At 43.9% G+C, this 7,363-nt stretch carries 13 protein-coding genes; all 13 read left to right on the top strand.

Annotation, left to right across the window (positions count from 1 at the left end; translation table 11 throughout):
• Positions 1 to 386: hypothetical protein (locus BUB87_RS14805; protein ID WP_234946053.1), on the top strand; the 386-nt coding region annotated here is incomplete at its 5' end.
• Between the two features lie 72 nt (positions 387 to 458).
• Complete coding sequence (locus tag BUB87_RS13375; RefSeq protein ID WP_073346491.1) at positions 459 to 872, top strand: prepilin peptidase; 414 nt, start codon at positions 459 to 461, stop codon at positions 870 to 872.
• 31 nt (positions 873 to 903) lie between these two features.
• A complete protein-coding gene (locus BUB87_RS13380; RefSeq protein ID WP_073346493.1) occupies positions 904 to 1,656 on the top strand; it encodes a radical SAM protein in 753 nt (250 codons plus the stop codon).
• A 66-nt stretch (positions 1,657 to 1,722) separates the two neighbouring features.
• Positions 1,723 to 1,965: a SpoVG family protein gene (locus BUB87_RS13385; protein ID WP_073346495.1), complete on the top strand. Its 243-nt coding sequence runs from the start codon at positions 1,723 to 1,725 to the stop codon at positions 1,963 to 1,965.
• Positions 1,956 to 2,483, top strand: a complete 528-nt coding sequence (locus BUB87_RS13390) for an HD-GYP domain-containing protein (protein ID WP_073346498.1) — start codon at positions 1,956 to 1,958, stop codon at positions 2,481 to 2,483. The genes BUB87_RS13385 and BUB87_RS13390 overlap by 10 nt, the downstream gene beginning before the upstream one ends.
• The gene (locus tag BUB87_RS13395; RefSeq protein ID WP_073346500.1) at positions 2,480 to 2,908 is read left to right on the top strand and encodes a single-stranded DNA-binding protein; all 429 of its coding nucleotides are present in this window, start codon (positions 2,480 to 2,482) and stop codon (positions 2,906 to 2,908) included. Before BUB87_RS13390 ends, BUB87_RS13395 begins: the two co-directional genes overlap by 4 nt.
• A 75-nt stretch (positions 2,909 to 2,983) precedes the next feature.
• Entirely contained in the window at positions 2,984 to 4,006 is a 1,023-nt protein-coding gene (locus BUB87_RS13400) for a ParM/StbA family protein (protein ID WP_073346503.1), read from the top strand.
• A 167-nt stretch (positions 4,007 to 4,173) separates the two neighbouring features.
• The gene (locus tag BUB87_RS13405; RefSeq protein ID WP_073346505.1) at positions 4,174 to 4,446 is read left to right on the top strand and encodes a hypothetical protein; all 273 of its coding nucleotides are present in this window, start codon (positions 4,174 to 4,176) and stop codon (positions 4,444 to 4,446) included.
• A gap of 60 nt (positions 4,447 to 4,506) precedes the next feature.
• On the top strand, positions 4,507 to 4,674 hold the full coding sequence (locus BUB87_RS14455; protein WP_159432429.1) for a hypothetical protein: 168 nt from the start codon (positions 4,507 to 4,509) through the stop codon (positions 4,672 to 4,674).
• Positions 4,646 to 5,155, top strand: coding sequence for a hypothetical protein (locus BUB87_RS13410; RefSeq protein ID WP_073346508.1), 510 nt, complete (start codon positions 4,646 to 4,648; stop codon positions 5,153 to 5,155). The genes BUB87_RS14455 and BUB87_RS13410 overlap by 29 nt, the downstream gene beginning before the upstream one ends.
• Before the next feature lie 584 nt (positions 5,156 to 5,739).
• A complete protein-coding gene (locus tag BUB87_RS13415) occupies positions 5,740 to 6,606 on the top strand; it encodes a hypothetical protein (RefSeq protein ID WP_073346511.1) in 867 nt (288 codons plus the stop codon).
• Between the two features lie 183 nt (positions 6,607 to 6,789).
• Positions 6,790 to 7,041, top strand: a complete 252-nt coding sequence (locus tag BUB87_RS13420) for a hypothetical protein (RefSeq protein WP_073346514.1) — start codon at positions 6,790 to 6,792, stop codon at positions 7,039 to 7,041.
• Positions 7,042 to 7,153: 112 nt separating this feature from the next.
• Positions 7,154 to 7,363: transposase (locus tag BUB87_RS13425; protein WP_073346516.1), on the top strand; the 210-nt coding region annotated here is incomplete at its 3' end.

A 7,363-nucleotide genomic window follows, 5' to 3' on the forward strand; every position in this document is an offset into this window, starting at 1 on the left:
TGTTAATTGCCTATCTGCCGTATTATTTTATATATTCTACATCGCTTAAAAATTTCCTGCTTGCGGTATTTTATCCTCTGTCTCCCAATGTAACGTATAGCTTTATGTCTGGTAGGTTCGTGTCCGGGCTTTTCTGTTTCATGATATGGCCAGCTATCTTTTTTTTGATAGTAGGAATAAAAATTTTATTCTCGGCTTATAAGCATAAATTTACAAATAACATATTTTCAGTATTAACATTTTACTCGCCTGCAATGTGGCTTATGGGTTTTTGGAATAAAACAGATGAATATTTGGTTTTGCAAGTGCTTGGATATATATTACTATATATTCTAATTTTCAAATCTGAAGAGGAAATTATAAAAGATAATTGCTTTTTGCAATAGTAAGCCTAATTTAAAAGCAGGGTTTAAGCCCTGCCTTTTTTGTGCTCATTTAAGAAGAAAGGTGGTGAACATGTGCTGTACGAACTTCCCATAATTCTTCTCGTACTGTACGCCGCGTACACGGACATAAAGAGAATGGAAGTGGACGACTGGGTGCCTGCTGCCATACTCGTATACTCGGCTTTCGTCCGCGCTTTCCAGCCTCCATTGCTTGTACAGGGCTTTATTTACATGTTTTTGACATTTTTTATCCTGTCCGTCGTGTACTGGGCATCGAAAGGTGAAGGTTTCGGCGGCGGAGATATAAAGCTGCTTTCGTCAATGGCCTTGTTTTACAACGTCAGTATATTCCCTGTAATATTCATCTCATGCTTTATCAATCTTATGTACGGTACGTATAAAGGGTGGAAGTATAAAACAGGGCTGAAAACTCGGACGAAATTTGCGCCGTTCATATTCATTGCAACGCTGCTGGCACATATATGAACATAATTCTTTCATTGGAAGGAGATTTCTCATGGTCAAGGTGTTGGGAAATTTGGACGAAATCAGGCCTGCCTATTTTCTGAAAGCTTTTGGCAAGGAAGTTAAAAACATGCGGATATTCTCATTCGGCCTGTGCAATTTTCTATGTCCATACTGCAAAAGAATGAACAATGCAATAGCTGGAGCAAAGAATGTGTCGGAGAATGAACTTTTTGCAAAAATCGATGAAGCTCTGAAAAACGAAGAAGTTGTAAGGCTTTCGGGTGGAGACCCGTCAATGTATCCGAAATTGTCCGTGGAACTGTTGGAGTATGCAAAGAACAAAAATGGTATAACGAGCATAGCGCACAACGGAAGCAATGTAAAATATATAGAAAAAGTGATGCCGTATTTGGATTTCGCCGCAATAGATGTGAAAGGCAGCACTCCGGAGAAGTTTGCAAAACGGACGGGAATCAGCATTGAAACCGCAGAAAAAATGCTGAAAAATGCCCTGGCAATACAGGATATGCTGGCAGATGCAGGAATTTTGGTCGATATAAGAACCTGCGTATTCTCCGATGATACCAAAGACGACTTAATTAAGCTGGCAGACATGATATTTTACAGAGGAACGAAAAACAAGTTTTGGACGGTGAGGTTGTATCAGCCTGTAGAGGGTTGCTCGTGGGAGCCTCTGCCATATGATGTGACAATCAACTACCTGCAGGAAATAAAAGAAAATAATAAAGATATTAAGCTCGGCGTAAGAACGAATTGGAAGGGTGGTTTTATCTTTCTTTAACAATGCAAGCAGGGTTCAGCCCTGCTTTTTTTATGTCCAAAAAATTTTTCAGAAAGGGTGGTTAACATGCAGGTAACAAGTGTGAAAGTGACAAAAATCAGCGGGAAGGGGAGCTTCAAAGGATACGCCGAGGTAGTGCTGGATAACTGCTTCGTCGTGGAAAACATCAGAATATTTGAGAGAGACGGCAGGTTCATGCTGGCCTTCCCGTCAAGAAAAACAAAGGGAGGCAAGTTCATCAACGTGGCACATCCGATAAACAACGAAACAAGAGAGATGATAACTGAAGCGGTGAAGAAATGCTGCTGAGAAACGACAAAGCGGCCAAGGCGCTGAACGAACACCAAAAAAACGTGTCTATACTCTGCGAAGCCATGGGAAGGGCTTACGGCCTTTCCCATGACGATCTTTTCAGGCTTGTTGTTGCTGCAAGGTTTCATGACATCGGCAAGCTTCTCATACCCGACAGTATTCTGAACAAACCCGATAAGCTCAACGATAAGGAGTTTACCATCGTGCGGAAGCATTCGATACTGGGCTACAAGTACATGAAGCACTTCGACTTTGAAGAGAAAATTGCAAGAGCCGTGCTGTTTCATCACGAGAGGTACGACGGTACGGGATACCCAATGGGCTTGAAGGGTGAGAGCATTCCCCTTCTCTCAAGAATCATCAGCGTTGCGGATGCGTTCTGCGCCATGACGGAAGATAGGCCGTACAGAAAGGCAATGAGCAGAAGGGAAACACTGGTGCATATAGAGAGTGAAATAAACGGAAAATTCGATGGAAATATAGTACAATTGTTGATAAGGGAGGTAAGATTATGAACAAAGTTTTTTTGATCGGACGTTTGACGAACGATCCGACGGAAAGGAAGACTCAAAACGGCAAAACGGTGGACAGCTTCACACTTGCCGTTGACAGGCCGTTCGCCAACGCAAACGGTGAAAGGGAAACGGACTTCATACCCATAGTTGTTTGGGGCAAATCGGCAGAGCTTGTGTCGAAGTACTGCAAAAAGGGCAAGCAGGTTGCCGTTTGCGGAAGACTGCAGACAAGGTCATACGAAAAAGACGGTACGAAGCGGTACGTGACCGAGGTCGTGGCCGACGAAGTGCAGTTTCTGGCGAACGCAAAAGGCTCATCTGCAAAGAACGCGGACAAAAACGATAACGACAGTAAGGGGTACGATGAGGAAGACATTGAGGGCTTCGTGCCGGTTGATATGGATGAAAGCGAGCTGCCTTTTTAGAGCGGGTTTATGACCCGCCTTTTTTTTCTGCAAAGACGAAAATGATTTTGTACAATCTAACCGGAGGTGTTATGTATGTTTAAAATCGGTCTTGATTTGGGATACGGGTACGTTAAAGGCATAAACGAGAAAGGCAAAAGGGTTATATTCCCGTCGCTGGTGAGTATGGGACACGACAGGTCGCTGTCCAAACTCTTTCAGAACAGCGCAAACATTATGGACAATTTGCACGTTTCTATATCGGACGGCAGGGAAACACAGGAGTATTTTGTCGGCGAGCTGGCAAGGAACGAAAGCAAAACTGCCTCATTCGTGTTCGATGAGAACAAGATAAACCATCCGAACACGCGGGTGCTGCTTGCCACGGCCTGCGCCCTGCTCATGCCTGACGATGATTCGCCGGTGCACATCGTAACAGGCCTGCCGCTGGAACAGTACATGCATGGGAAAGAAGAATTTTTGGAGATGCTTAAAAGCTTCAAAGCTATTGTATCCATTGCAGATATAAACAGAAGCTGGATAGTTAAGTTCGATAAGGTTACGCTGTTTCCTCAGGCAGCGGGTGCGGTGTACTACTCCATGTGGGATAACATCTCAAGGTATCTTGCAGAGGGCGGGTATATAGGGCTCATAGATATCGGGTTCAAAACGACGGATTATATCGTGTTCAAGCTCGGCAAGAAAATACTGCTCCAAAATGAAATGTCCAACACGATCAACACCGGCATGTCGGATTTGTACGATATAGTTGGCCAGCTGTTTTCAAAGAAAACGGGTGTGATGCCCGATACAAGGGTGGCTATGGAGATCGTGGAAAACGGCGGCATAATGCACTACGGAAAAAAAGTTGATATGAGTAAGGAAATACAGATGGCGAAAGAAGAGGTGGCACGGATTATAAAAAATCGTATTAAGATGTCGTGGAGCGATGAGATGAGCATGTTCAACACGGTGTTTCTGGCAGGCGGCGGTGCAAAGGAACTGGAAGAGCACCTCATGGACATCTATCCGCGCACGGTGCTGGTCAACGATCCTCAGATGGCCAACGCAAGAGGTTTCTTGAAAGTGGCTGAAATTCAGGAGAAAAACGAGAAATAGCAGAGTTGTTTACATGCTTCAATGCAGGTATAATAAACATTGACAGGAGTTACAGTGTATTTCTGTATACGGCTCAGTTCTGTGCTTCTGAAAATATGTGTTTACGGATTTGGGTTGGAATATCCTGCAGATTTCAAATATACCTGCATTGAAGGAGGTTTACATATATGGTGCATTCGTTCAGGACGAACAGCAAATATGATAAAGACATCGAATCAACCCTGCTGGCACTGAACGGCAAGGAAAAAACTGCATTCATTAAGGAGGCAATAAGGTTTTACGTGAAGTACGGCGAAACGATAAAACGAATGGATGACAACATCTCAAAGATGCTGAACATGCTTGAACAGGGCTGCATTTCCGTTCCGGCGGCCTCCGAAGAGCAGTCCGATAATGAAGCAGAAAAGATACTGGAAGACAGCATAATGAGTTTACTGTAAAAAAGCGGGAACTGTATCCCCGCTTTTTTTTATGTGGAAAAAACGAAAGGAGGCGACTGCATGAGAAAAATAAAGGTATCCGCAAGGATAAATGCGGACAGCCCGTTGTTTTATGAGGAAAACATGAGCGAAGTCATAAGGACAGCGCTGGAAAGATATTATCACGGAGCTGCAGGTCAGAAGGAAAGGAGAGAGAAAGATGGACGAACACGTGATGAACGCGTATGAAGCAATAGAGAAAGCCCGCAAAGAGCTTTACTGGGCTTTCAACGAGAGCATCAGAAGGGGTGAGCCGCCTGCAGGCGTCCTGCCGTCGGATGATGTGAAGGTGTCTCTGGACGACGGCGTGATAAGCATTCACATTCCCGATTACCCGCCGAGGACTGCAAAAGCAAAGCAGTATGCCAAAGACAGGTGGCTCAACAACGTCCTCTTCGCTATTCAGAGCCTTGATAAGTGTCCGCGGTTTGATAAGGCGTTCATCTGGATTAAGTTTTTCCTGCCCGCAAGGGACTGGGACGTGGACAACCGCGATATAAGTCCGATAATAAACGGAGTGCGTTATGCAGGCATCATCAAGGATGATACGTTTAAGCACGTGTCCTACGGGTGTGAGGGATTCCAGAGCGATAATCCGCATACTGAAATATACATTGTTGAAAGGAATTGCACCGATAAAATACTGGATGTAATTAACAAAAATGGATAATAAACAGCCTTGCGGGGGTATAGGTGTTTTTGTTTTTTCTGTGCGAAATGTATATGCCTATTTAAAGGCATTTTTTAATATGGGTGTTTTTTAAAAATTCCCTATGTTTTTCAACCCCGATGCGATAGATTCTAAAAATCCTTTTATAAAGAGCATTCGGCAGGTGCCAAAAGGCCAAAAAAAGATCGACCAGACGAGAACGGTATTATTAGGATTGCGGTGCTGTTAAATAGAAAAATAAACTTGCTTGATTTACTGGAAAAAATGAAGCGGAGAAACAGGTTAGCATAGGAGCATAACGGTAACAATGTATCAAATCAATCCAAAGGCAGGGTAAGGTAAGGAAAGAGGGGAAGCAGATATTGCATGCGAGAAGGAAGGTATGAATGTACAGATGAAGGAGATACGAAAGGTGGCAGAGGCTAACTATAAGCCGCAATAGAGAACGGAAGTAACGGTGCAAAATGGAACATGCAAGAAGGAGGAGAAAAGGAAGCGGCTAACCGAAGTTGCAATAAAGCACGTGAATAACGGTGCAGACAGGTAGTTGAACAAAAAATAAGACAGAAAGGAGATGATTTAAGATGATGTTGACGGAAAGAGACATGAAGTTATTGGAGCATTTGAAGAGATACGGAGTGATAACGAAGGAAGGAGCGGGAGCGTTGTACGGGACAGAGAAGTACCACGACACACGGTTGACGGAACTGTACCGTGCCGGGTACGTGAAGAGGAAGTACGGGATAGTATATTTGGGGAAGAAAGGCAAGGAAGTAGTGGGAGAAGGGAAAAAGTTGCCGACGGATAAAATGATGAAGAGGCGGGCGATAAGGATAAGCGAGATGGCGGCATACTTTGAAGGGAGCGCGTGGACGTTCGTACCGAGCTGGGAAGTGAAGAGAAGGGAAGGAGAAATAGATAGAGGTGGAAGGTTTTTGGGGCTGTTGGAAGGCAGGACGGAGTACATGGTGTACGACGTGGGAGAGAAACCGAATGAAGTGACGATAAAACGGATGAAGGACGAGATGAGGAAGCTGTACAAAGTAGGGGTGTACAGAGCGGTGGTGTTTTACGGAAGCGGTGAAGCGAGGGAGAAATATGGAACTGAAGGATTGGGATTGACGGAACAGCTTGCGTTGCCGTACCCGGAAGGGATAGAGCTTTTGAGGAAGCACGGAGAGAGGGATATAGTGAAGGAAGCGGCGAGAAAGGCATTCGGAGAAGTGAGGGAGCCGGAGTGGAGCGAGGCGGACTGCACGGCGGAAGGGAAACAGGTAGTGGTGCTGGTGCTGAACGACATAGAGAAGCGGGCGAAGCTGAAGAACTACTTCGAGCTTGCGAAGTACAGGCACACGAAAGTGCAGGAAGTGATAATAGTGTGCCTGAAGGAGCAGGAAGAGACGTTCAGGAAGGAGTATCCGATGTGCGAAATAAGGACGGTGGAGATATAGCGCCATGTAGAGCTGTGCAATGCTGTATTGCGCAGCAGTTTGTTAAATTTTTGACGTATTTTGTAAAAACGTGATGAAAGGCTTAAACAGGTAATTCGTAAAAATCTTTGAGAAATAAGGAAGGGATGAATACGTAAAAAGGAAGCACATTGTTAAAATTTTAACTAAGAAAGGAGAGGGAGAATGTACAGGATAGAGATACCGAAGGATATGGACGGGTATAAGGAAGGGGAGAAGTTATGGAATAAGCTTGAATTAACCGGACGGATGAGGATAGAGAAAGGGAAGGAAAGCTGGATAATATCGTTGTGGCCCGAGAAAGAGATAAAGATAAGCGCGATCAAGAAGGTTGTACCAAAGTGTGCGAAAGTAGAAGAAGTGAACGAGAAGATGAGGGAAGCGGGAGAGAGGGAAGGAAGTGAGGGAGAAATCTGACATCCTCCCACGGGTAAACCGAGACTGTAAAAAATTTTGTGTAAAATGATTAAAAACCTCTTTCTTGGTAAGAATTCAAAAATAAAACAAACCGAGAAGGAGGTTTTTAAAAATGTCAATTTTGACAAAGGAACAATTAAAAAATTTCATCAGTGAAAACAATATTCAATCTATTCCAGACCTTTATGCGTCATTAAAAAACCTTTTTAAAGATACTATCCAAGAAATGCTTGAAGCAGAGCTTTCTACAGAGCTTGGATATGAAAAGTATGAGAAGAAAGATAAAGATACTCCAAACTCAAGAAATGGATATACTCAAAAG

This window comes from Caldanaerobius fijiensis DSM 17918 (assembly GCF_900129075.1).
Taxonomy (GTDB): Bacteria; Bacillota; Thermoanaerobacteria; order Thermoanaerobacterales; family Caldanaerobiaceae; genus Caldanaerobius; species Caldanaerobius fijiensis.